Origin of the sequence: Novosphingobium sp. (genome assembly GCF_019748365.1) — a bacterium.
Lineage (GTDB): Bacteria > Pseudomonadota > Alphaproteobacteria > Sphingomonadales > Sphingomonadaceae > Novosphingobium.
In genome coordinates this window covers 39,262-59,000 of the sequence record NZ_JAIEPN010000005.1, presented here as the reverse complement: position 1 = coordinate 59,000, position 19,739 = coordinate 39,262, and the positions used below count along the sequence as shown (strand labels likewise).

Below are 19,739 nucleotides of genomic sequence, written 5' to 3'. Positions count from 1 at the left end.
GTGAGTGTTGTTCAGGGTGCCGCGCGCTTGCGCGTGCAGGGGCCGAGATCGGCCAGGACCTGGGCATAGTCTTCCGCAGCGATTCGCCGGTCGGCGAGCGTGGCGGAGATGTTCGCGCGCTCGGGCAGGCGACCGGGCAGCCCGCAGGCGAGGCGGTACCAGGCGAGCGTCGAGGGCAGCGGTGCGTGCGCCGACGAATCGACGATTTCGGTGAAACTCACGCCCCATGTCGTCGGCTGGCCGGGCCGCCGAAGCACGGAGATCGAGACCGGCGCGCCGGTTGTGGTGCCGAGAAACAATTGGGTCTCGCCCTCGCCCGCCAGATTGCCCGGGACATGCAGCGCCTCGCGCAGTGCGGTGATCGCAGGCGGTGCGTCGGGACGCGAGGTTTCGGTCAGGATCGCCCGCAATGTCGCCTCGCGCGCAGGGGTGAGCGCGAGCATGGCATCGGGCGCAACGAGCTGGAGCTCGCCCGGCCGCTCGGGCACCGGGCGGGCGAGCACCAGCACGGGCACCTTGTTCAGCTTGGGCGGCTTACCCCGTGCATCGAGCGGGACATCGGCCAGAAAACGGATCGATTCGCCGAGGTTCTCGCCGATCAGCAGTGCCTGCGTTCGGGCTTCCACATAGAGGCGGGCACGGCCAGCGGGCAGACCCGGCGCTTCCTCGGGCTTGAGGCGCACAGCCTTGCGCACTTGAGCCTTTGCCACGATCTGGGCGGGCAGGGCGAGATCGACGAGATCGGCGTAGGCGAGGTCCGGATCTGCCTCCAGCCCCGGCGCCATGGAAACCGACAAAGCCGTTTCCTGTCCGTAACTTGCGGTAGAAACGGCGAGGCTGACCGCAACCGCTGCGAGCAGCGGCGCAAAGGCTGGGAGGGATAGGCGTTTCCGGCGGGAGCAGATGGTGCGGGGCATGCTTGGGTCCTTAGAATCGCTCGCGCCGAAAGGCGATGGCCACGGCGCCTTCGCGTGTTTCAGGCAGCGAAACCGTGAATTGAAGGTTAACCGATAAAGCATTTGCGCGCCTTTGGCTTCGGCGTTAAAGCTCGCCGTTGTCGGGGATTTCAACAATGAAAGCCCGCAAAAGCCGCCGCCGGGTTCCTTGCACCCGATGTCGGCGGTCCGGTTTGCCGGCAGGGTGGAATGAAATCGCTGGATTGGCCAATCGCGCTGGATGGGTGATTCCATGCGCGATTCCGTGAACGTAGGCATCCGCCGGATGTCCGCCGTTTGCGGAGAATCAGGAGTTTTGGAGCTGAATGGCATACGCTGACCAACAGATGAGCGGTAACAAGATCACCGCGCTCATCATCGTTGCGATCCTTCATGTCGGCTTGGGCTACGCTCTGGTAACAGGGCTGGCTTACGAGGCGTACAAGAAGGTCAAAGAGGTGACCTCGGCGGTCAACATCGAAGAAGAGAAGCCCCCGGAGGAATTGCCCCCACCCCCACCGCCCCCGAAGGATCAGCCGCCGCCGCCCATCGTGGCGCCGCCGCCGCCGATCTCCTTCAACGCGCCCGCGCCGCAGGTCGAGACCGTGACCACACCGCCGCCTCCGGCCCCGGTGTTCACCACGGCCGCGCCGCCGCCGCCGCCCCCGCCGCCGCCGCCCAAGTTCCAGCCGAAGGCTCCGGCTCCGAAGGGCAGCCCCGGCAACTGGGCGACTTCGAACGACTATCCGTCGCGCGCCCTGCGCGAGGAGCGGGAAGGCGTTACCGGGTTCCGCGTGTCCGTTGGCACCGACGGCAAGGTCACGTCCTGCGAAATCACCAAGTCGAGCGGCAGTCCCGATCTCGATCAGGCAACGTGCGACAACGTTCGTCGTCGCGCCCGGTTCCAGCCGGCGACCGATGGTGAAGGCAATCCCACAACCGGTTCGTATTCAAACGCGATCCGGTGGGTGATCCCGAAGGACTGATCTGATTGGCGTGGCCCTTCCCATGGGGAGGGCCGCGACGCCCGAGCTTATCTTTTTGACCCTTTTTACGATATATTGAAGAGGAAGACCCGAATGCTCATCCACACGCTCGCCGCAGCTGCCGCCACTGCCGCGCCCCAGAACAAGTTTGGTATCGCGGAAGTTCTGTTCCCCGGCGGCAAGCCCGCCTGGATCCCGCTCTCGACCTTCGGCATTCTCGTGTTCATGTCGGTCGGTTCCTTCTACATCCTCTTCACCAAGTGGGCCGAGCAGACCAAGGTGATGAAGCAGCACCAGTCGCTCGCCGGTTTCTGGCGCGCCGCCAGCCTGCGTGAAGGCGCTTCCAAGCTCGAGAAGAACTCGGCCTGGCGCCAGATCGTGGACGACGGCCTTTCGGCCGAAGACGCGGCCGGCAAGATGGACGAATCGGAAAACCACGACTGGATGCACAGCTCGCTGGCCCGTTCGGAAGCGTCGATCAACGCGAAGCTCGCCGGTGGCCTGCCGTTCCTTGCTACCGTCGGTGCGACCTCGCCGTTCATCGGTCTGTTCGGTACCGTCGTCGGCATCTACGGCGCGCTCATCAACATCGGCATCGCCGGTTCGGCCTCGATCGACAAGGTCGCGGGTCCGGTCGGTGAAGCGCTCATCATGACCGCGCTCGGTCTGCTCGTCGCGGTTCCCGCGGTGCTCGCCTACAACTACCTGCAGGCCCGCAACAAGCGCATCGCTGAACTGCTGACCGGTTTCAGCACCGACGTGCTCGCCAACCTCGCCTCGAAGGGCGTGGTCAAGCCTGCCCTGCCGGCTGCCCCGGCTGCCAAGCCCGCTGCTCCGGCCGCGGCTCCGGCCAAGAAGTAAGACCCGAATACGCGGACGAGGAGAGGGGACCAGTGGGCCAATCTGTGACAGGGCGGCCTGCCACCCCTCTTCGGGAACTACGCGGGTTCCAGCCGGGATAGTCAGGGCTCCCACGAGCCTTGAAAACCCGGTTCACCGTGGAAAGATCGGATAGGAACTAACCAATGGCGATTTCTACAGGCGGCGGGGGCGACGAACGCCCAATGTCGGACATCAATACCACGCCGCTCGTGGACGTGATGCTCGTGCTGCTGATCATCTTCCTCATCGCGGTTCCGGTCGCGATCCAGACCGTCGAGAAGCTCAAGGTCCCTGTGCTGCCGTCTGAAGAGACGCAGGACAAGGTCGAGAACCTGCTCGTGACGGTTGTGTCGACCGACGCCGGCGGGCGCAGCCCCGGTCAGGGCGGCTACGAGGGCTCCTCGCGGACCGGCCAGTGCCGCGTCTACATCAACAACATCACGCCGGTTGATAACAACGAACTCTACAAGATGGCGTTCGACCGGCTTGATGCGATCGTGAAGCGTGCCGGCGGTGCGCAGAACATGGAGCCCGACAAGATCCCCGAAGTACACATCCGCGGCGACGTCAACGTCCCCTGGAAGTGCATCGCCGGCGCGATCTACAACGTGCAGATTGCGGGTTATCCCAAGGTCGGCTTCATCTCCACCCCGGTTGATCCCAACGGCTAAACGTCGGCAAGTCACCCGGGTCTACGATACCAGACAGGAGTACCCCCTATGGCAATGAGCGGCGGCAAAGACGATGGCTCGCCGATGATGGAGATGAACACGACGCCGCTGATCGACGTCATGCTCGTGCTCCTCATCATGTTCATCATCACCATCCCCGTGGCCACCCACTCGGTCAACATCGACCTGCCCCAGGCGACCCCGCCGACGGACAAGCCGAAGATCGATCCGGTGAAGAACAAGCTGGTGCTCACCACGCAGAACCAGATCCTCTGGAACGGTTCGCCCATCACCGAAGGCAACCTCGTCTCGCTGCTTCAGGCGACGAAGGCGATGAACCCCGAGCCGGAACTCCAGTTCCAGCCCGAGGAATATGCCTCGTACGAAATCGCGAACCGCATGCTGAAGATCATCACGCAGGTGAAGGTCAGCAAGTTCGGCTTCGTGGGCAACGAGAACTTCGCGACGTTCAGCAAGTAACGCCGCGGGCACTCAGCCAAGCATGATCAAGGGGCGGAGCAATCCGCCCCTTTTTCGTTGCGAGCTATTCCGGCCGCATCGCCGCCGAAGCCAGACTTTCCGCCTCCAGCAACAGTTCCTCATCGGCCGCACCGGCTGGCACCGATTCCCGCCCGATCATGACCATCAGCGGCACTGCCAGCGGCGTCACGCGATCGAGCTCGACATGGACCAGTTCCGCTGCGGCGCGGTCCAACAGCGCGCCCAGGCGACCGACATCGGTCATTCGGGCGCGGGCGTCGGCCCAGGCCGCCTCGATCAGCAAGTGGTCCGGCTCATGCTTGCGCAGCACATCGTAGATCAGGTCGGTCGAGAACGTTACCTGCCGCCCGCTCTTGCGCGCGCCCGGCTGCTGGCGTTCGACCAGCCCGGAAATGACCGCGACTTCGCGGAAGGCTCGGCGCAGGAGATAGGAGTTCTGCACCCATTCCACGAATTCATGCGTAAGGATATCGGGTGAAAGCAGCGGAGCAGGGTCCTTCACCGGTCGCAGACCCCACACCCCTAGTGCATAATCGTTAGCGACGAAGCCCATCGGGGAGAGACCCGCGTCTTCCATCCGCCGGGTGATCAGCATGCCAAGCGACTGGTTCGCGTTCCACCCTTCGAAGGTGTAGTAGACCGTGTAGGCGCGGCCTCCATGCGGGAAGCTTTCGACCAGCAGCTCGCCCGGCGCCGGCAAGCGGCTCCGCCAGTCCTGCACTTCCAGCCACTCGCGCACGTCATCGGGGAAGCGGCCCCATCCGGCGCGGTCCGCCAGCATCGCCTGCACGCGCCCCGACAGGTGCGTTGTCAGCGGCATGCGCGCGCCATTGTAGCTGGGGATCTGCCCCGCAGACTTGGCCCCGCGCACGATCAACTCCAGATCGCGCACGCCCTCCACTTCAAGGTCCAACCCGGCAAAGCGGAATGTGTCCCCCGGCTTGAGACCCGCCCCGAAGCTTTCCTCAACCTTGCCCAGCGACCGCCCATTGCGGAAGCGGACTTCGAGCATTTCGGAATCGACGATGATCCCCGCATTGAGCCGATGCCGTGCCGCCTGCTGCGGATGGGTCAGCCGCCAGGTGCCGTCCTTCAGGCGGACGATGCGTTGAAACCGGTCATACGCCCGCAGCGAATACCCCCCTGTCGCCACGAACTGCAGCACCCGCTGCCACCCCGCCTCGTCAATCTCCGCATAGGCCAGCGAGGACCGCACCTGCGCGAGCAACTCCGCTTCATGGAACGGCCCGGCGCAGGCGATCGCCATGACATGCTGGGCGAGCACATCGAGCCCGCCGGGACGAAAGTCCTCGCCATCGCGCTGGCCCTCATTCACCGCATCGCGCGCCGCCATCGCCTCGAGGAACTCGAAGCGGTTGCCGGGGACGAGCATAGCGCGGCTCGGCTGGTCGAGCCGGTGGTTTGCCCGCCCGATGCGCTGGAGCAGGCGCGAGGAGCCCTTGGGCGCGCCCATCTGCACCACCATGTCGATATCGCCCCAGTCGACGCCGAGATCGAGGCTGGCGGTGCACACCAGCGCGCGCAATTCCCCCCGCGCCATGGCGCCCTCAACCTTGCGGCGCGCTTCCTTGGAAAGCGAGCCGTGGTGGATGCCGATCGGCAGCTTGTCCTCGTTGGCATCCCACAGCAGCTGAAAGATGTACTCGGCAAGGAAGCGGGTGTTGGTGAAGACCAGCGTGGTGCGGTTGCGGCGGATCGCCTCGTAGAGTTGGGGGAGGGCCCAGGCGGCCGCATGCCCGCCCCACGGCACGCGCTGGCCATCGCCGGGCAGGAGAATGTCGACGTCCGCCGGCGCGCCGGCTTCGCCTTCGACCAGAACGGTGCTGTCGAGATCACCCCAGGGCGCGAGCCATGCCCGGAAGCTTTCCGGATCGGCCAGCGTGGCAGAAAGCGCGGCACGCCGCAGCCCGGGCGCCAGCGCCTGCAGTCTTGTCAGAGCAAGCGCGAGCAGATCGCCGCGCTTGGAGGTGGCGAAGGCGTGGACTTCATCGATCACCACGCGCTGCAGGGTCCCGAACAGCTGCGCGCTCTCGGGGTAGCTGAGAAGGAGGGAAAGCGATTCGGGCGTTGTCAGAAGTACATGCGGCGGGCGCGCGCGCTGGCGGGCCTTGCGATCGGACGGGGTGTCGCCGCTGCGCGTCTCGACCGTGATGGGCAGGCCCATCTCGGTGATCGGCGTGAGCAGATTGCGCTGCACATCGTGCGCAAGCGCCTTGAGCGGTGACACGTAGAGCGTGTGCAGCCCTTCGGGCGGCGGCGCATCGCCGAGCCGCGAGAGCGTGAAGGCGGCCAGTGTCGGCAGGAAACCGGCCAAGGTCTTGCCCGCACCGGTGTCTGCAACCAACAGCGCGTGCTGCCTGGCATCGTCGGCCACCAGCATCTCGCTCTGATGCCGCCGCACACGCCAGCCGCGCCCTGCGAACCATGCCTCGATTTCAGGTGGGATTGTGGTGCCTGTCACCGGGTGGACACTAGCGCCTTATCCCGGAGGCCGCCAATTGCGCGTCGAGGGCAGCGAGGAGTGCCGCGAGGCCCGCTTCGCTCTCGCTTTCGGCCCTTGCGGTCAGCATCGCCTCGGTATTGGAGGCGCGCAGGAGCCACCAGCCGTGCGGCGTGGTGACCCGTACGCCATCGATGGCGACAAGGTCCGCTCCATCGGCAGCCAGCCGGGAGCGAACTTCGTCCACCACGACGAACTTGCGATCCTCCTCCACGGGGAATCGCAATTCGGGCGTGTTGATCATCACCGGCATGGCATCGTGCAACTCCGTCACGCTCCGACCAAGCCGGATGCAGGCTGCGATGAGCCGCACGGCCGCGTAGAGTGCGTCGTCGAACCCGTAGTAATCGTCCGCGAGGAACACGTGGCCGGTCACTTCGCCGCCCAGAAGAGCTCCAGTCTCCTTCATTTTGGACTTGATGTGGCTGTGCCCGGACTTCCACATCAAGGGTGATCCGCCGAGCGCACGGACCCGCTCGAACAGGGCGCCGCTGGCCTTGATATCCGCAACAACTGTCGCGCCTGGCTGCCTTTTCAGCAGATCCTCGGCGAAGAGCAGGAGCAGCGCGTCGCCGGTAAAGGCGCGGCCATTGGCATCGACGACACCCAGCCGATCCCCATCCCCATCGAAGGCTAGTCCGAAGTCGAGTCGTCCTTGCGCGACGGCATCGCGCAAATCGGCAAGATTGGCATCAACGGAAGGATCGGGATGATGGTTGGGAAACGTTCCATCGACACGCGTGTGCAGCAAGACATGGCGTCCCGGTATCCTGGCGGGCAGGCGGGCGCACAAGCGCTCGATTACGGGACCGGCGGCACCATTTCCGGCATCCCAGCCGATGGCGAGGCGCGCCACGGCATCTGGCGCGATACCCTCCAGCCCGACGAGCAAACGCTCGACATAGGAATCCATGATGTCGAAGGGCTCGGCCGTCCCGTCGCCCTGCGCCCAATCCCCCCGGGCGGCGAGGCGGCCGAGATCGAGTATATCTGGACCAAAGAACGGACCTCCCCGAAATACCACTTTGAAGCCATTCTGATCGGCGGGATTGTGGCTGCCAGTTATCTGAATGCCATCCTGCACCTCTGGCAGTGAGGCGGTCGCGAAATAGAGCATCGGCGTAGGGCCGAGCCCGATGCGGCGAACATCGACACCGCTGGCGCAGAGCCCCGCCACCAGCGCTTCTTCCAGCATGGGCGAGCTGAGGCGACCATCGTAACCGACGGCCACGATGTGCCGACCATCACGCAGCACACGTGTGGCGAAGCTGCGGCCGAGGGCATAGGCGTCCTCTGGCCCCAGCGTTTGGCCGACAGTGCCGCGAATGTCGTACTCGCGCAGCACGCTGGGGTGGAACTGGTGGTTCATGCTAGCATGCCGCCAAGGGGTTCCCACAGAGACGCGGAGGAACACAAGGGCGCAAAGATCATGCGTCCCGCCGCCAGACCCCTTCTTATGCTTGCGGCAAAAGCGCGGCGGCGCTGCACAACAAAGGTCTTCGCGATCTTCGTTTCCTCCGCGTCTCTGCGAGAAACAGGAAAATCAGCATCACCCCTGCCCATCAGGTCCGCGGCTCGAAATCCGCGCCAGCAGCAAATCGCGCGCCGCATTGGCCTCAAATACCGCATCGTTGGTACCGCCCCGATCCGGATGCACCTTCATCAGCAACCGCCGATGCGCATCGATGATCTCGTCATAACCCGCATCGGCCTTCAACCCGAGCAGGTTCAGTGCGCGCTTCTCGGCCGCTTCCTTGGCATTGGGGCCGAAGAGCTCCCACGGCCACCGCCCTGCCAGCATCTTCACGGCAAGGCAGGCAAGCGCCGCGAGGAGCAGGAACTTCACAGTACGGCTGCCATCGCCAGCTGGCCACGTTCGGGCAGCTTGAGTGCAAGGCCGGCGACAAGCGTGCGCAGTTCCTGCCGGGCGACAAGATGGCTGGTGCCGAGCTCGCCGAGATGTCCCTTGTCAAGCAGGGTCAGGCCGCTCGGGAACAGCTCGCGGTAGATCACGCGTTCGGAGAGGCCACTGGCGATGCGGAAACCGACGCGCTTGGACAGCTCGATCAGCGCCTGATCGATGCGCTTCTGGTTGCGCGCCTCGGTATAGCCGGTGCGGTTGCGCACCACGACCCAATCCATTTCCTTGCGTGCTTCCTTGATGGTCGCCATCGCGCGCTTCTTGCGGGCTTCCCAGATCAGCTCGGCATAGAACGAGAGGCGGCGGACCTTGAAGGTTTCGGCATCGACCTGGCCGATGAGATCGAAATCGACGAAGCTGTCGTTGAGCGGGGTGACCAGCGTATCGGCCTGCGTCGCAACGTGGCGGGCCAGCGGATCATCGCGGCCGGGGGTGTCGAACAAAACGAAGTCGTGGTCTGCGCCGAGCTGGCCGGTCAGGGCGTCGAGCTCGTCGCTGCTTGTGCCCTCGTAAACCGCGAAAGTCGCGGTCGGCAGCGTGATGCCGCGACGGCGCATGGTCTCGGCGCGATTTTCGAGATAGCGGTGCATCGTGCGCTGACGGGCATCGAGATCGATCGCCGCCACCCGCGCGCCCTGATAGGCAAGCGCGATGGCGACATGGACCGCCGTGGTGGACTTGCCGGTGCCGCCCTTTTCATTGGCGAAGACGATTCGGTAAGGGGCGGCGGGCAAACGATCATCCTTTCTGTGAGTGGCGGGCCCCCTTGCCGCCGGGCAGGGCTCAGGGCTAGAGGGCCTTTCCCTTTTGGGGGACTGTTGACCCCATGCCGGGGATTACTGGAGAGCCGTGGCGCGTGCAAATCCTGACTGCCCTGGAACCGCTGCGCACGGAGCTTTCCGCGCTGAAATCGGGGGACAATTCCGCCAAGGCCGAAGACCATCCCAAACTGGCACTCGTGCCCACGATGGGGGCGCTGCACCAGGGCCATCTGACGCTGGTGCGCGAAGCGAAGCGGCTTGCGCAACATGTCGTCGTCTCGATCTTCGTCAATCCGCGGCAGTTCGGCCCCAATGAGGACCTTGCGACCTATCCGCGCCAGCTCGAGGCCGATGCCGCGCTGCTGGCGGCGGAAGGCGTGGATGTGCTGTGGGCGCCGACGGTCGATGTGGTCTATCCGGCGGGTTATGCGACGACCGTGCAAGTGGGCGGACTCGATGCCGTGCTCTGCGGCGCGGCGCGGCCCGGCCATTTCGATGGCGTGGCCACCGTCGTCACCAAGCTGTTCAACCAGGTGCAGCCCGATGTGGCGCTGTTCGGCGAGAAGGACTGGCAGCAGCTGGCGATCATCCGCCGCATGGCGCGCGATCTCGATATGACGCATCCGCATGCGGACCGCATTGTGGGCGTGCCCACGGTGCGCGAAGCTGATGGCCTCGCGATGAGCAGCCGGAACAAGTACCTGACGGCGGAGGAGCGCGCCGCAGCCCCGGCCATGAACCGGGCCATGCGCGAGGCAGCGGCCAAGATCGTGGCCGGCGAACCGGTGGCGGAAGCGCTAGCCGCGTTGCAGGCTACCGTGCTGGCGGCGGGCTTTCGCCAGATCGACTATGCTGAACTGCGCGATGCCGTGACGCTGGAAGACGTGGCACAGTGGGATGGCCATGCGGCGCGCCTGCTGGTGGCGGCGCATCTCGGCAAAGCGCGTCTGATCGATAACGTGGCGGTCGTGGCCGGCCAGACCTGCTAGGTGTGGCAGCATGACCAGCACCCCCAGACAATCCGGCATCATCGAGGTCGACGGCCTGCCCTACCAATGGGAGCTGCGCAGCGAGCCGCAGTGGAGCGAGAATCATGGCTGGAAAGGCATGACCGTGACCCTGCTTCGCCAGCACACGCAGCGGGAGGCCCTGCTGGAATTTCCCCCGCCGAAGCGCTTGATGAAGGGGCTCCCGCGCGGGCGGTTGCAGATCAGCGACGCGGTGGTCACGCGCGGGATCCGGGCGGCGCTCGATGCCGGGTGGGAGCCGGAGTCGCGGGGCAAGCCGGTGGTGTTCATGGTCGACGCGGACGGCAACTGAGATGAGTAGCGCGCCAAAGCCATGGGATGGTGCCCAAGTTCGCAAGTGGCTGGAGTGCCGCCTCGAAGCAGCGCGGCTCGATCAGGTGGTCGCGGACAAGCGAGGCTATGCCGCCCAGGAAGACTATGACAAGGCCGCCGCCGAAGAATGGGTCTGCCGTGCCCTGCGGATCGCGGCCAGCAAGGATGACCGGGCGGCGCTGGCCGATCGCCTCAAGGATTTGCTCGGCCACGAAGACTATCCGGTCACGGGCATCTACGACGACCGCCGCTTCGTGCGGTTTGTCAGGGTCAACCTGAGGAAGCTCGCCAAGATGACCAAGGCGGGCGAGGGATTCGAGAACACGCTTCGCTATCAGTGAGCGCATTGCCTTGGGCGCCGGACGATTTATGGAAGCCGGAATGCAAGACCGGCAAGATCACTTCGCATACTGTGTCCAGCTGCTGGGCGGCACCACGGCCTTCGCGCGCCGCCTCAGGATCGACGAGCGCGCGATCCGGCGGTTCGTCAATGGCGAGCGGCCGATCAGCGATGGTCTACTGGCAGACACCGCGAAGGCCTTGCACGAACTCGGCACCGAAGCGACCGCCGCGGCAGCCGAGATTGCAGCCGCGCTCGGCCAGCCATAAGCGTTCACGGGCTCTCGGCCGCGCCGCTTTTCATCTGCGCATAGGCCTGAGCCCGCGCCTCGGGTGCCAATGACAAGAGGTATCGGCTGGCCTCCTTGTAGGTCAGGAAGGGCCGGCCATCGGCAGTGATGGGCACAGTGCGGCCGTTGAAGAGCCGGCGCAGGAAGCGCCGCTCCGCTCTGCCCAGTGCCTCGTCAGGTTCATCCGTGATCGTACTATCCTGTCATTCGCTGACCTGGTGACCGGTCATGGTCTGGTTTTCCCGCTCCGCGCGCCTTCGTCGAGGAAGTCGGCGAAGAGCGTGGCCTGCGGTCCGGCGGGTTCCGGTTCGGTGATCTCGCGCATCAGGGCATCGTCCAGCGGCTGCTGCATCGCTGCGGCGCCTGCGCCATCCGCGGTCAGCCAGCGGTCGAAGGGTTCGCCGGGGCGGATGAGCACCGGCATCGCCTTGGGGTGGATGCGGCCGACGGTCTCGTTCGGGGCACAGGTGAGGAAGGCGAAGCGGGGGCCTTGCTCGGTTGGGCGCCAGAGGCCGGCGAAGGCGAACAGTGGATCATCCGGGATATCGAACCAGTGCTTGCGCTTGCGGCCTGTTGCCGGATCGGGCGTGCCGGACCATTCGGAGAAAGCGGTGACGGGCACGAGGCAGCGCCGCGCCGGATCGGCGAGCGCCGAACGCCACATCGGCGAGGCGAGATTGCGCACGTTGGTGATCGGGCGCTTCACTTCGCCGAACGGTGGCCAGCCCCAGCGCATCATCGTGAGGGTGCGGCCCGCAGCATCCGCCACGACCACGGGCGCTTCCTGATCGGGGTAGATCTCGGAGAGCGCAGGGAGGTTGCGCCCCGCCACATCGGCCCGGAAAAGCTGCGCGATCGCTTGCGCATTGCTGGTCATGCGATAGAGATTGCACATAATCGGTGATGATAGCGGGAGAGAACGCAATGGCCACCCAGATCCGGCCCAACATCAACTGCAGCGATGCCGAATGGCACGCGCGGCAGGAACTCGCGGCCTGCTATCGCATCTTCGACCTCATGGGCTGGTCCGAATCGGTCTACAATCACATCTCGCTGCGCGTGCCGGACGAGGAGGGCGCCTTCCTCATCAATCCGTTCGGGCTGCTCTATTCCGAAGTCTGCGCGAGCAATCTCGTGAAGATCGATATCGACGGCAACAAGCTCGACGACAACCCGCACCCGGTGAACCTCGCCGGCTTCACCCAGCACGGCTATTTCCACCGCCACCTCGATTGGGCCCACGCCATTTGCCACGTCCACACCACGGCATCGATGGCGGTGTGCAGCCTCGAGGAAGGGCTGATGCCGATCAACTTCTATGCCTGCAATTTCATGCGCCGACTGGCCTACCATGATTTCGAGGGCATCACCGTCCGCGCCGAAGAAGGCGAGCGGCTGCTGGCGAACCTTGCCGACAAGAATATCCTGATGCTGCGCAACCATGGCCCGGTGGTCATGGCCAAGAGCCTGCAGGCGATGTTCGTGCAGATGTGGGCGCTGCAGCGCGCCTGCGAGATTCAGATGGCGACGCTTTCGATGGGCCGTCCGCCGGTCATGATCTCGCAGGATGTGATCGACGTCCACCAGCGCGATCTCAGCATGGCAAACCCTCCGGGCGGCGGCCCCGGTGTGGGCGATTTCAACGCCTGGACGCGGCGGATCGATCAGATCGACCGCTCCTGGCGGGATTGAGGCCCTTGTCGATAGGCCGGGCGGCGCGCTAGTCGGACGCCGCCATGGCCATCCTCACCGTCAACAACCAGCCGATCGAGATCAAGCTGGAGAGCGATACGCCGCTGCTCTGGGCGCTGCGTGATGCGGCCAATCTCACCGGCAGCAAGTATGGCTGCGGCACCGGCGAATGCGGGGCCTGCATGGTCATCGTTGACGGGCAGGCGATGCCGAGCTGCACCCTGTCGCTGGGGGAGGCCGAGGGGCGCACGGTCACCACGATCGAGGGGCTTTCCGCCGATCGCAACCATCCGGTGCAGCAGGCTTTCGTGGCGGAACAGGCGATCCAGTGCGGGTTTTGCACCCCGGGGCTCGTGATGGCGGCCGCCGCGCTGCTTGCGCACAACACCGATCCGACCGAGGCGGACATCAGGGCCGCGATTACCAATATCTGCCGCTGCGGCGTCTATCCCCGCCTTGTCCGCACGATCCAGCGCGCCGGACGCATCGCGCGCGGGTTGGAGCCGGGCGTACCGCTGCCGGTGCCGGCTACCGCGACGACGCCGGGGCTGTAGCGCTGACGGCCTGGCATTCCGTCAATCAGCACTGCCACGAAGGGACGGTGGATTGTCCGTCAGAACCCCATCCGCACCGTCAGCCGCGCGCTGCGGGGCTGGGCGGTGGAGATGTTGTTGTCGGTGTGCGCAGTCGGGAAATACTGCTCGTTCAGCAGGTTGTTCACGTTGAGCTGGACTGAGAGGTTCTTCGAGACGTTATAGAACACCGCTGTATCGACCCGCGTCCAGGCTGGCAGGGTCACGCTGTTGCTGACCGTTGTATAGGCCGAGGACTGGTGCGTCACGCCGAGGCCGAGGCCAAGCTTTCCGGTCACATCGTAACGGGTCCACAGCGAGATCTGGCTTTCGGGCAGGAGCGCGAGGCTGCGCCCGGCAGGGGCGGCGGTGGTCGAAGAGCGGACCTTGCCATCCTGCAGCGCGTAGCCGAGGCTGACCTGCCACTGGGGCAGGATCTTGCCGGTCGCGGAAAGCTCGATGCCGCGTGTGCGGGTCTTGCCGGAGAGCTGGGGCAGGCCGGTGACGGGGTCATTGAAGCGCGAGTTCTCGCGGTCAAGCCGGTAGGCGGCGGCGGTGAGCGCGAGCGCCGGCGTCACGTCCCATTTGGCGCCGACTTCGAGGTTGCGGAACTCTTCGGGCGCGAGCGTGGCCTGCGTGGCATCGAGCGCGCTGAACTGGTCGCCCGACTGGGGGAGGAAGCTCTTGGTATAGCTGCCATAGAACGAGAGGTTGGCCTTGGGCTTCACGATCACGCCGGCGCGGGGCGACCACTTGCGATCGGTGCGCCCGGCGCTGGTGCTGTTGAGCAGGTTGTCCGCGCTGATCCTGAAGCTGTCATAGCGCACGCCGCCGACGATCTGGAGGAAGGGCGCCAGTTCGATCTGGTCCTGCACATAGGCCGAGAAGATGGTGACCTTGGCATGCGTGGAGCGGCTGGGCGAGCCGAAGGTGATCGCAGGAACAGCAAGCCGGTCGGCCAGCGTGACGGTGGCTGAGGCCTTGTTGCCGGGGAAAATGCCTTCGGAGCGGGTTGCATCGGTCGCCTGATCGGCGCCTTCGATCCCGGCGATCACGGTATGGTTGATCGGGCCGGTCTTGCCTTCCCAGGTGAGATTGGCCTGCCCGATCCAGCTCTCGCGCACCGAGGTGCTGTTGTAGGCGCTGAGCGAAACCGTGTTGCTGGCCGGATTGACCGCAGAGCCGGCGAAGATGTTGCCGTAGTACTTGTCGGTGTGGCTGTACTGGCCGGCGAGGGTCAGCGTCAGACTGTCCGCCAGCCGCTGGGTGAGGCGCGCCTCGAGGATATGCGCCTTCACGTCCGAGATATTGGTGTCGCTGCGGCCAAAGAAGGTGTCGCGATAGCCCTCGAGCGGTTTGCCGGCGAGCGAGGGGACGCCGCGATCGGCGATGCGGGAATCGTCGTCGTAGTTGTAGGAGAGGTCGATCCGGGTATCGGCGGAGGGCGCGAAGGCGAGCGTGGGGTTCACGCCGATGAAGCGGCCGTGGAAGTCCTGCCGGTGGTTGTCGAATTCCTCGTAGGTGCCGTTGAGGCGCGCGCCGATAGTCTGCGACAGCGGCGCATTGAGATCGGCGGCGAGTGCGAAATCGCCAAATGTGCCGACCGCGGCGCTGGCCCCGATGCTCCTGCCCGCAAGCGAGGGGGTCTTGCGCACGCGGTTGATCACGCCGCCGCCACCACCGCGCCCGAACAGCAGCGCATTGGCGCCGCGCAGCACTTCGACGTGTTCGATGTTGTAGAGCGAGCGGTAGTACTGCGTGTCGTCGCGCAGGCCGTTGAGGAAGAAGTCGGCCGTGGTGTTCTGGCCGCGCAGCACGATCTGGTCGCGGTTGCCTTCGCCTTGCGCGAGGACGACGCCGGGCACATAGCGCAGCGCGTCGGTCAGCTGGGTGACGCCCTGATCATCGAGCTGTTCGCGGGTGATCACGGTAACCGACTGCGGGACATCGATCAGCGGTGTGGGTGCCTTGATACCAGCGGCGGTATCGCTGCGGTAGCTGTCGACATGGCCCGTGACCACGATGGGGCGCCGGTCAACGCCATCGCCTGCATCGGCCTCGCCGCCGCCCCCATCCGCTGCCATCGGCACCTCTTCGGCCTGCACGGCGATCGGCAGGAAGGCGCTCGAGGCGAGCAGCAGGGCGGCGAGGGTTTTCACGGGCACTTCCTTTTTGAGAGGCATTCGCAAGAACCTCTCTATTGCGAGTCATTCGCACTTGCAAGGATGATATTGAGAATCTTTCGCGAACTGCGCGCGCACGCGAACAGGCAGCCGGAGCGGCTGCCGTGAGGGAAATCAGCAGGGAAAGGGTGCGCTGCGCTTCAGAACAGCGGGAGGGCGCGGCCGGCGAGGATCAGGGCGAACGCTGAGCCGAGCACAATGGCCGAGCGCAACAGTTCTGCCAGAGAGACGGCAGGAGCAGCGGCAACGAGGGCAATAGCGCGGGCCATATCGCGATCATGCGCCGCGACTGCCTAACAAACCGTTAAGCGCGTACCCGCGATCAGGCCAGCCATTCGAGCAGTGAGGCGAGGCATTCGCGCGCCAGCAGCTTGCTGCGCTCGGGGCTCCAGCCCTGCGCCGGATCGGGCAGGTCGTCGTTGTCCTTGAAGGGCATTTCGAGCGTCATCGAGACAGCGCCGAAGCGCTCGGCGATCTGGTTGGTGGCCATCGTAAGATTGGCCTTGCCGGGCCGCGCGACGGGGTAGCCGCGCCTGGTCTGGAAATCAGGCGTACGCCGCTCAAGGACCGCGCGGTAGCGGCGATAGGCTTCGCCCTGCGCCTCGGTCCAGCCGGGGATGCCTTCAAAGCCGGCGAAGAACACGGCAGGGATGGCCTCATCGCCGTGGACGTCCATCGCGAAGTCGACGCCGGTCTCGTCCATGGCATTCCGGATCGCGAGCACTTCGGGCGAGCGTTCGGCGCTCGGTTCGTGCCATTCGCGGTTGAGGTTCACGCCGACCGCGTTGGTGCGCAAGTGCCCGCGGCGCGAGCCATCGGGATTGCAATTGGGCACGACATGGAAGCGGCAAAGCTGACGCAACTTGCGCGCATGCGGATCGGCCGGGTCGGTCAGCATGTCGAGCGCGCCTTCCATCCACCACTCGGCCATCGATTCGCCGGGATGCTGGCGCGCGATCAGCCAGACCTGTTTCGCGCCCTCGCCCAGCGAGAGGCAATCGATCGGCTGGCCATCGAGGCTGGACCCGAGCACGCGGTGGGCGACGCCTTCCGCGGCGGCAATCTCGGCAACGAGATCGTGATGCCGCTCCATCGAATAGGGCGCGAAATAGGCAAACGAGCAGGTCGCGGCTTCGGGCGTGTACCGGATCGTCATGGTGCCACCATCGACCGCTGCGTCATAGCGGGTCTCGGCGCGGTACCAGGTGTCGCGGTCTTCCGAGACGCAGGCGCGGTAGCCGACCCAGCCATCGGGATAGGCGGCCGAGGCAAGCCCGGTGATCCTCAGCTCCAGCGGACGGCCCGCGCAGCCGCTGACGCGGAAATGGAACCACTGGAAGAACTCGGAATGGGCATCGCACCGGATGCCGAGCCGTGCGGTGTTGCCATCGATGCCGAGGACTTCAATATTGCCGCTGTCAAAGCCTGCGTCGATGCTGATGGAATGCGTGGTCATTTGACCGTGATAGTCGCCCCCGACGTTCCGGGAAAGCCCGTGAACAATGCACGGGCGAGACGCGGCGCGGCCTTGTCGATCGCGGCGGACTTCGCCTTTTCGTTCTCGACATTCTCGGCCCGGCCTTCCCACAGCGAGAGCCCGGTGGCGCGGCTGCGGATCACGACGACGAGCCGGGTGTAGACCCGCGCCTTCGGGCCGCCGCCGAGATTGAAGCCGAGCCCGAGACCGACGCCGCTGTTCCACCCGCCGGTCGCGCCGCCGACGCCGACCGAGACAGGGCCGCGCTGGCGTTCGGTGCGCTGGACTTCGCGCTCGACGCGCACTTCGGCCACGGCATCAGCCGCGCCGGGTGTGGAAGTCCCAAACTTGAGTGCGGCAAGTTCGGCTTCCACGGCCTGCAGCCAGGTGCGTGTCTCGAGGCTGCTTGCATCCGCGCCGGGCGCCGCGATGACAGAAACTGCCCCGCGGCCGAGCGTCGTCACACTTTCGGGGGTGTGAAAGCGGGTCACTTCGACCGGGGCGGCGCGGGCTGGCGCGGCGATGAGCGCGAGCGCGGCGAGGAAAAGGCGGGCCTTCATGGGATCACCGCCGCGAGCGGCTGGACGACCTGGCCGTCAGGGAACTTCTTGAGCAGCGCGGTGGCGAGGCGGGCGGCCATCTCGCTGTTGTTGATGCCGCCGTCTTCCTCGCGCGCCTCGCCCTCGGCGTGGCCTTCCCAGAGGACGCGGCCAGTGGCCTTGTCGCGGATGCGCAGATCGAGCCGGGTGGCGACGATTGCCTTGGCGGGCTTGGTGAGATCGACCGCGAGCGCGAGGCCGAAGCCGCTGCCGCGATTGCTGACGGTGGTGCTCATGGCGCCGCTGACTTTCTTGCGCGGGGCTTCCTCGGGAACGGCCACGCTGTGGCTTACTCCGATCTCGGCGACTTGCCCCGGGTCGATCGCCGTGGCGGTATCATAGCCGCGCCGCGCGAGCTCGTCGATCACGGCGGCTTCGTAGACCGGGAGCTTGCCGTCCTCGTTGTCGCCCGCATCGCTTTCCATGCGGCTCACCACGATGCGGCCCTTGCCAAGCAGGGCTTCGGCATCGGCGGTGCGGTAGGCGGTGACGTCGATCTTCTTCGAGGCTTGCGCGGTCTGGCGCGCGGAGGGATAGCGCGGATCGGGGTCGCGGTCCTGCCAGCCGCCGCCCCCGCCCCAGCGCCCTTCGCCCGGAAAGCCTTGCGCCAGTGCGGGCGCCGCACTGCAGGCGAGAAGTGCGGCAAGGAGCGAGGCGGTGATTCTCATGTGACAGCTTTCGGACGCGGCGCGGAGTGTAAAACCTAGGTCTTGCGTGCTGTCTTGCGCATGAACGGTTCGTTTGTCGATTCCAACGCAAGGGGAGCCTGCTACTGCATTGCAGCAATTACCTGGGAGAGTGATTCGGATGGCCAAGGTTCCCGTTCTCGTTACCGGCGGCGCCGGCTACATCGGCAGCCATGCGGTGCTGGCGCTGAAGGATGCGGTTTGGCCGGTCGCGGTGATCGACAACCTGACCACCGGCTTCCGTTTCGCGATCCCCGATGGCGTGCCGCTTTACGAAGGCGATATCGAGGATGGCGCGCTGCTGGCGCGGATCTTTGCCGAACAGAAAATCGGTGCGGTGATGCATTTCGCCGGGTCGATCATCGTGCCGGAATCGGTCGAGGACCCGCTGAAATACTATCACAACAACACCGCCAAGAGCCGCGCGCTGATCGCGGCGGCGGTGGAGGCGGGGGTCAAGCATTTCATCTTTTCCTCGACCGCGGCGACTTATGGCATTCCGGAGGTTTCGCCGGTGACGGAGGACAGCCCCAAGTCGCCGATCAATCCCTATGGCATGTCGAAGCTGATGACCGAGACCATGCTGGCGGACACCGCGCGGGCGCATCCGATCAACTATTGCGCGCTGCGCTACTTCAATGTGGCGGGTGCGGACCCCGAGGCGCGGACGGGCCAGTCGACCGCCGGGGCGACGCACCTGATCAAGGTGGCGGTGGAAGCCGCACTCGGCAAGCGCAGCCATGTCGGCGTGTTCGGCACCGATTTCGACACGCCCGACGGGACTGGGGTGCGCGACTATATCCATGTCTCCGATCTGGCCGCCGCGCATGTTCTGGCGCTGGAGGCGCTGATTGCCGAGCCGCAGCGCTCGCTGACGATGAACTGCGGTTATGGTCAGGGCTTCTCGGTGCTTGAAGTGCTCGATGCGGTCGACCGGGTGACCAACCGCAAGATCGAACGCAAGCTGGAAGGCCGCCGCGCGGGCGATCCCGATTCGCTGATTTCGGACAACCGGCGCATCAAGGCGACGCTGCCGTGGGTGCCGAAGTATGCCGATCTCGACGTGATCGTGAGCCACGCGCTCGCCTGGGAGCGGAAACTGACCGAGATCCGCGGCGAGGGCTGAGCGGACGGTTGACTTTCGCGCAGGGCGCGCATAACCGCCGCGTTCCAATTTCGGCCCGGTCGGCTCGGGCATAAGGATTCGCCATGAAGATTCGCAACAGCCTGAAGTCGCTCAAGGATCGTCACCGGGACAACCGCGTGATCCGTCGCCGCGGCCGCACCTACGTCATCAACAAGACCCAGAAGCGCTTCAAGGCGCGTCAGGGCTGATCCCGCGCACTCCGCTGCGGCGGGGCGCATTGTGATCAAGCGGTCTTG

The 19,739-nt window shown here is 65.6% G+C and carries 24 protein-coding genes; 12 read left to right on the top strand and 12 right to left on the bottom strand.

Annotation, left to right across the window (positions count from 1 at the left end; genetic code table 11):
* Positions 1–11: 11 nt before the first annotated feature.
* Positions 12–797 carry a hypothetical protein gene (locus K5Q19_RS01660; RefSeq protein ID WP_292940305.1) on the bottom strand — a complete coding sequence of 262 codons (786 nt, stop codon included), beginning with the start codon at positions 795–797 and terminating at the stop codon, positions 12–14.
* 464 nt (positions 798–1,261) lie between these two features.
* On the opposite strand from K5Q19_RS01660, the gene K5Q19_RS01655 reads away from it, so the two are divergent.
* The 4 genes from K5Q19_RS01655 to K5Q19_RS01640 all read left to right on the top strand — a co-directional run bounded on the left by K5Q19_RS01655 (position 1,262) and on the right by K5Q19_RS01640 (position 3,954).
* Positions 1,262–1,921 (top strand): energy transducer TonB, encoded by a 660-nt coding sequence (locus K5Q19_RS01655; protein WP_292940302.1) that lies wholly within the window; start codon positions 1,262–1,264, stop codon positions 1,919–1,921.
* Positions 1,922–2,014: 93 nt separating this feature from the next.
* On the top strand, positions 2,015–2,782 hold the full coding sequence (locus tag K5Q19_RS01650; RefSeq protein ID WP_292940299.1) for a MotA/TolQ/ExbB proton channel family protein: 768 nt from the start codon (positions 2,015–2,017) through the stop codon (positions 2,780–2,782).
* A 164-nt stretch (positions 2,783–2,946) separates the two neighbouring features.
* A complete protein-coding gene (locus K5Q19_RS01645; RefSeq protein ID WP_292940296.1) occupies positions 2,947–3,474 on the top strand; it encodes a biopolymer transporter ExbD in 528 nt (175 codons plus the stop codon).
* Between the two features lie 48 nt (positions 3,475–3,522).
* Positions 3,523–3,954, top strand: a complete 432-nt coding sequence (locus tag K5Q19_RS01640) for a biopolymer transporter ExbD (protein WP_292940293.1) — start codon at positions 3,523–3,525, stop codon at positions 3,952–3,954.
* A 64-nt stretch (positions 3,955–4,018) separates the two neighbouring features.
* Here the strand turns inward: K5Q19_RS01640 and K5Q19_RS01635 are convergent, their stop codons facing one another.
* The 4 genes from K5Q19_RS01635 to K5Q19_RS01620 form a co-directional block, all read right to left on the bottom strand.
* Complete coding sequence (locus K5Q19_RS01635; protein ID WP_292940290.1) at positions 4,019–6,457, bottom strand: ligase-associated DNA damage response DEXH box helicase; 2,439 nt, start codon at positions 6,455–6,457, stop codon at positions 4,019–4,021.
* 10 nt (positions 6,458–6,467) lie between these two features.
* Positions 6,468–7,865, bottom strand: coding sequence for a phosphoglucomutase/phosphomannomutase PgmG (gene pgmG, locus K5Q19_RS01630; protein WP_292940287.1), 1,398 nt, complete (start codon positions 7,863–7,865; stop codon positions 6,468–6,470).
* Between the two features lie 180 nt (positions 7,866–8,045).
* A complete protein-coding gene (locus tag K5Q19_RS01625; protein ID WP_292940285.1) occupies positions 8,046–8,342 on the bottom strand; it encodes a molecular chaperone DnaJ in 297 nt (98 codons plus the stop codon).
* Positions 8,339–9,151 carry a division plane positioning ATPase MipZ gene (locus K5Q19_RS01620; RefSeq protein WP_292940282.1) on the bottom strand — a complete coding sequence of 271 codons (813 nt, stop codon included), beginning with the start codon at positions 9,149–9,151 and terminating at the stop codon, positions 8,339–8,341. Before K5Q19_RS01620 ends, K5Q19_RS01625 begins: the two co-directional genes overlap by 4 nt.
* A gap of 122 nt (positions 9,152–9,273) precedes the next feature.
* Here K5Q19_RS01620 and panC point away from each other — a divergent pair, with 122 nt between their 5' ends.
* From panC to K5Q19_RS01600, 4 genes are read left to right on the top strand one after another with little or no spacing between them, the layout of a single operon-like run.
* The gene (gene panC, locus K5Q19_RS01615) at positions 9,274–10,167 is read left to right on the top strand and encodes a pantoate--beta-alanine ligase (protein WP_292940279.1); all 894 of its coding nucleotides are present in this window, start codon (positions 9,274–9,276) and stop codon (positions 10,165–10,167) included.
* A gap of 10 nt (positions 10,168–10,177) precedes the next feature.
* Positions 10,178–10,498: a hypothetical protein gene (locus K5Q19_RS01610; RefSeq protein WP_292940276.1), complete on the top strand. Its 321-nt coding sequence runs from the start codon at positions 10,178–10,180 to the stop codon at positions 10,496–10,498.
* Position 10,499: 1 nt separating this feature from the next.
* Positions 10,500–10,859 carry a hypothetical protein gene (locus K5Q19_RS01605; protein WP_292940273.1) on the top strand — a complete coding sequence of 120 codons (360 nt, stop codon included), beginning with the start codon at positions 10,500–10,502 and terminating at the stop codon, positions 10,857–10,859.
* 40 nt (positions 10,860–10,899) lie between these two features.
* Positions 10,900–11,127, top strand: coding sequence for a hypothetical protein (locus K5Q19_RS01600; RefSeq protein WP_292940269.1), 228 nt, complete (start codon positions 10,900–10,902; stop codon positions 11,125–11,127).
* A gap of 4 nt (positions 11,128–11,131) precedes the next feature.
* On the opposite strand, the gene K5Q19_RS01595 is transcribed toward K5Q19_RS01600, so the two are convergent.
* Positions 11,132–11,263, bottom strand: coding sequence for a hypothetical protein (locus tag K5Q19_RS01595; protein ID WP_292940266.1), 132 nt, complete (start codon positions 11,261–11,263; stop codon positions 11,132–11,134).
* Between the two features lie 110 nt (positions 11,264–11,373).
* Positions 11,374–12,042, bottom strand: coding sequence for an SOS response-associated peptidase family protein (locus K5Q19_RS01590; RefSeq protein WP_292940264.1), 669 nt, complete (start codon positions 12,040–12,042; stop codon positions 11,374–11,376).
* A gap of 29 nt (positions 12,043–12,071) precedes the next feature.
* On the opposite strand from K5Q19_RS01590, the gene K5Q19_RS01585 reads away from it, so the two are divergent.
* Together K5Q19_RS01585 and K5Q19_RS01580 are read left to right on the top strand one after the other, a co-directional pair.
* A complete protein-coding gene (locus tag K5Q19_RS01585) occupies positions 12,072–12,839 on the top strand; it encodes a class II aldolase/adducin family protein (RefSeq protein ID WP_292940262.1) in 768 nt (255 codons plus the stop codon).
* A 44-nt stretch (positions 12,840–12,883) separates the two neighbouring features.
* Entirely contained in the window at positions 12,884–13,393 is a 510-nt protein-coding gene (locus K5Q19_RS01580; RefSeq protein WP_292940260.1) for a (2Fe-2S)-binding protein, read from the top strand.
* Positions 13,394–13,452: 59 nt separating this feature from the next.
* Here the strand turns inward: K5Q19_RS01580 and K5Q19_RS01575 are convergent, their stop codons facing one another.
* The 5 genes from K5Q19_RS01575 to K5Q19_RS01555 all read right to left on the bottom strand — a co-directional run bounded on the left by K5Q19_RS01575 (position 13,453) and on the right by K5Q19_RS01555 (position 18,338).
* Positions 13,453–15,570 carry a TonB-dependent siderophore receptor gene (locus K5Q19_RS01575; protein WP_292940257.1) on the bottom strand — a complete coding sequence of 706 codons (2,118 nt, stop codon included), beginning with the start codon at positions 15,568–15,570 and terminating at the stop codon, positions 13,453–13,455.
* Between the two features lie 164 nt (positions 15,571–15,734).
* Positions 15,735–15,863 carry a hypothetical protein gene (locus K5Q19_RS01570; RefSeq protein ID WP_292940255.1) on the bottom strand — a complete coding sequence of 43 codons (129 nt, stop codon included), beginning with the start codon at positions 15,861–15,863 and terminating at the stop codon, positions 15,735–15,737.
* Positions 15,864–15,916: 53 nt separating this feature from the next.
* The gene (locus K5Q19_RS01565; protein ID WP_292940253.1) at positions 15,917–17,050 is read right to left on the bottom strand and encodes a M14-type cytosolic carboxypeptidase; all 1,134 of its coding nucleotides are present in this window, start codon (positions 17,048–17,050) and stop codon (positions 15,917–15,919) included.
* Complete coding sequence (locus tag K5Q19_RS01560; protein WP_292940250.1) at positions 17,047–17,631, bottom strand: DUF4136 domain-containing protein; 585 nt, start codon at positions 17,629–17,631, stop codon at positions 17,047–17,049. The genes K5Q19_RS01565 and K5Q19_RS01560 overlap by 4 nt, the downstream gene beginning before the upstream one ends.
* Positions 17,628–18,338 (bottom strand): DUF4136 domain-containing protein, encoded by a 711-nt coding sequence (locus K5Q19_RS01555; RefSeq protein ID WP_292940247.1) that lies wholly within the window; start codon positions 18,336–18,338, stop codon positions 17,628–17,630. Before K5Q19_RS01555 ends, K5Q19_RS01560 begins: the two co-directional genes overlap by 4 nt.
* A 139-nt stretch (positions 18,339–18,477) precedes the next feature.
* Between K5Q19_RS01555 and galE the strand changes: the two genes are divergently transcribed.
* On the top strand, positions 18,478–19,482 hold the full coding sequence (gene galE, locus K5Q19_RS01550; protein WP_292940245.1) for a UDP-glucose 4-epimerase GalE: 1,005 nt from the start codon (positions 18,478–18,480) through the stop codon (positions 19,480–19,482).
* Between the two features lie 83 nt (positions 19,483–19,565).
* Positions 19,566–19,691: a type B 50S ribosomal protein L36 gene (gene ykgO / locus K5Q19_RS01545; protein ID WP_054122357.1), complete on the top strand. Its 126-nt coding sequence runs from the start codon at positions 19,566–19,568 to the stop codon at positions 19,689–19,691.
* The last annotated feature ends 48 nt before the right edge of the window (positions 19,692–19,739 follow it).

Bases quoted from the DNA above. Each gene is read 5' to 3' on its own strand.
- K5Q19_RS01655 (WP_292940302.1), top strand. From the start codon at position 1,262: ATGGCATACGCTGACCAACAGATGAGCGGTAACAAGATCACCGCGCTC.
- K5Q19_RS01600 (WP_292940269.1), top strand. From the start codon at position 10,900: ATGCAAGACCGGCAAGATCACTTCGCATACTGTGTCCAGCTGCTGGGC.
- K5Q19_RS01640 (WP_292940293.1), top strand. From the start codon at position 3,523: ATGGCAATGAGCGGCGGCAAAGACGATGGCTCGCCGATGATGGAGATG.
- K5Q19_RS01580 (WP_292940260.1), top strand. From the start codon at position 12,884: ATGGCCATCCTCACCGTCAACAACCAGCCGATCGAGATCAAGCTGGAG.
- K5Q19_RS01605 (WP_292940273.1), top strand. From the start codon at position 10,500: ATGAGTAGCGCGCCAAAGCCATGGGATGGTGCCCAAGTTCGCAAGTGG.
- pgmG (WP_292940287.1), bottom strand. From the start codon at position 7,865: ATGAACCACCAGTTCCACCCCAGCGTGCTGCGCGAGTACGACATTCGC.
- K5Q19_RS01585 (WP_292940262.1), top strand. From the start codon at position 12,072: ATGGCCACCCAGATCCGGCCCAACATCAACTGCAGCGATGCCGAATGG.
- galE (WP_292940245.1), top strand. From the start codon at position 18,478: ATGGCCAAGGTTCCCGTTCTCGTTACCGGCGGCGCCGGCTACATCGGC.
- K5Q19_RS01645 (WP_292940296.1), top strand. From the start codon at position 2,947: ATGGCGATTTCTACAGGCGGCGGGGGCGACGAACGCCCAATGTCGGAC.
- K5Q19_RS01560 (WP_292940250.1), bottom strand. From the start codon at position 17,631: ATGAAGGCCCGCCTTTTCCTCGCCGCGCTCGCGCTCATCGCCGCGCCA.
- K5Q19_RS01650 (WP_292940299.1), top strand. From the start codon at position 2,015: ATGCTCATCCACACGCTCGCCGCAGCTGCCGCCACTGCCGCGCCCCAG.
- K5Q19_RS01565 (WP_292940253.1), bottom strand. From the start codon at position 17,050: ATGACCACGCATTCCATCAGCATCGACGCAGGCTTTGACAGCGGCAAT.
- K5Q19_RS01555 (WP_292940247.1), bottom strand. From the start codon at position 18,338: ATGAGAATCACCGCCTCGCTCCTTGCCGCACTTCTCGCCTGCAGTGCG.
- ykgO (WP_054122357.1), top strand. From the start codon at position 19,566: ATGAAGATTCGCAACAGCCTGAAGTCGCTCAAGGATCGTCACCGGGAC.
- K5Q19_RS01590 (WP_292940264.1), bottom strand. From the start codon at position 12,042: ATGTGCAATCTCTATCGCATGACCAGCAATGCGCAAGCGATCGCGCAG.
- K5Q19_RS01570 (WP_292940255.1), bottom strand. From the start codon at position 15,863: ATGGCCCGCGCTATTGCCCTCGTTGCCGCTGCTCCTGCCGTCTCTCTG.
- K5Q19_RS01610 (WP_292940276.1), top strand. From the start codon at position 10,178: ATGACCAGCACCCCCAGACAATCCGGCATCATCGAGGTCGACGGCCTG.